This window comes from Roseococcus thiosulfatophilus, assembly GCF_017311575.1.
GTDB classification, from domain to species: domain Bacteria; phylum Pseudomonadota; class Alphaproteobacteria; order Acetobacterales; family Acetobacteraceae; genus Roseococcus; species Roseococcus thiosulfatophilus.
Genome location: NZ_JAFFQY010000040.1, coordinates 1 through 2,060, shown reverse-complemented (window position 1 = coordinate 2,060; position 2,060 = coordinate 1). Strand labels below are relative to the sequence as shown.

The 2,060-nt window shown below is 69.7% G+C and carries 2 protein-coding genes; one reads left to right on the top strand and one right to left on the bottom strand.

Translation table 11 applies throughout. The features are described from left to right. On the top strand, window positions 1–278 hold a 278-nt coding region (locus JTN19_RS13280; protein WP_278008473.1), incomplete at its 5' end, for a Bug family tripartite tricarboxylate transporter substrate binding protein. On the opposite strand, the gene JTN19_RS13275 is transcribed toward JTN19_RS13280, so the two are convergent. Continuing rightward, window positions 279–1,961, bottom strand: coding sequence for an AMP-binding protein (locus tag JTN19_RS13275; RefSeq protein ID WP_206933577.1), 1,683 nt, complete (start codon window positions 1,959–1,961; stop codon window positions 279–281). Window positions 1,962–2,060: the final 99 nt, after the last annotated feature.

The window sequence follows — 2,060 nt, the reverse complement described above, 5'->3', positions numbered from 1 at the left end:
CCGGCGTGCCGAGCTTTCACGAACTCGGCTTCGCGGATTTCGAGGCCCCCACCTGGTGGGGCGTCTATGCGCCCAGCGGCGTGCCGCGCGAGATCCAGTCCCGCATGGCGCGCGAACTCACCACCATCCTGGCCGAGCCCGAGATCAAGTCGCGCGTGGAGGCGCTGGGCATGGACGTGCTGGCGACCTCGGGCGAGCCCTTCGCGGATTTCATGGTGAGCGAGATGGAACGCTGGGCGCGCGTGGTGCGGGAGAACAACATCCGCCTCGAAGGCTGACTAGGTGAGTTCCGGGAAGTCCTCTTCCCGGACCTCTCCCTCCGCGCGCGTGCCCGCGCGGAAGTGCCGCTCCTCCGCCTGGCGCAGCTCCACGCGGCGGATCTTGCCCGAGATGGTCTTGGGCAGTTCCGCCACCTCGATGCGGCGGATGCGCTTGTAGGGCGCGAGCCGCGCGCGCAGGTGGCGGAAGATGGAGAGCAGCACCTCGCGCTCCGGCTCCACGCCCTCCACCAGCACCACGAAGGCCTTGGGCACGGCGAGGCGCACGGCGTCCGGCGCCGGCACCACGGCGGCTTCGGCCACGGCCTCGTGCTCGACCAGCACGCTCTCCAGCTCGAAGGGCGAGATGCGGTAGTCGGACGCCTTGAACACGTCATCCGCGCGGCCGACATAGGTGAAGTGCCCATCGGCGTCGCGCGTCGCCACGTCGCCCGTGCGGTAGGCACCGTCACCCAGCGGCGCGGAGGTGCCATCCTCCTGCTGATAGCCGCGCATGAGGCCGAGCGGCGGGTCGTCCAGCATCAGCGCGATCTCGCCCTCTTCCACCTCCGTGTCGTCGGGCGCCAGCAGCTTGATGCTGTAGCCCGGCGCGGGGACGCCCATGCTGCCGGGCTTCACCTCCTGGCCCGGGAAATAGCCGATCTGCAAGGTGGTCTCGGTCTGGCCATAGCCCTCGCGGATGGTCATGCCCCAGACGCGGCGGACATGCTCGATCACTTCCGGGTTCAGGGGTTCGCCGGCGGAACACAGTTCGCGCAGTCGGCCGCGGAAGGGCGCCATGTCCTGCTGCACCAGCATGCGCCACACGGTGGGCGGCGCGCAGAAGGTGTCCACGCCCTCGCGCGCCAGCACCTCCAGCGTGCCGCGCGCGTCGAAGCGCGGCTGGTTGTTCACGAAGACGCCGGCCCCCGCATTCCAGGGCGCGAAGAAGCACGACCACGCATGCTTGGCCCAGCCCGGCGAGGAAATGTTCAGGTGCATGTCGCCCGGTTGCAGGCCGAGCCAATACATCGTGACCAGGTGCCCCACCGGATAGGATTGCTGGTCGTGCAGCACGAGCTTGGGCTTCGCCGTGGTGCCGGAGGTGAAGTAGAGCAGCAGCGGGTCCGTCGCGCGCGTGACACCCTCGGGCGTGAACTCGGACGCGCGCGCCTTCAGCGCCTCATACTCCATCCAGCCCGGGGCGCCGCCCACCGCGATGCGTGTCACGGACCTGTCCAGCCCCTCGAACTTCGCCGCATCCGCGCTGCCCGTCACCACATGCCGCACCCGCCCGCGCGCGAAGCGGTCGGCGAGGTCCGCGGGCGTCAGCAGCGTGGTGGCGGGCACCACCACCGCGCCCAGCTTCATCGCGGCCAGCATGGTCTCCCACAGCGGCACGGTGTTGCCGAGCATGAGCAGGATGCGGTCGCCGCGTTTCACACCCGCCGCGCGCAGCCCATTCGCCAACCGCGAGGATTCCGCCGAAAGCTCCGCGAAGCTCAGCGTCGCCTCGCCCGCGCCCGCGATCCGCAGCGCGGTGGAATTGCCGAGCGAGCCGCGCGCGAGTTCCGCGTCGAACCAGTCCAGCGCCCAGTTGAAGTGGTCCAGCTTTGGCCAGCGGAACTCCCGCCGCGCGGCGGCGTAGTCGCCGCGATGGCTGAACAGCAGGTCCCGCGCCGCGCGGAATGCCGTGGTGGTCATGGATGTTTCCCTCGGGGATTTTCCCCGAGGGTAGAGGCAAACGGGCCCGCAGCGCGATCAACTTTCGTTCAGCTTGCTCCCAGTCTGGTTGACGGCTAA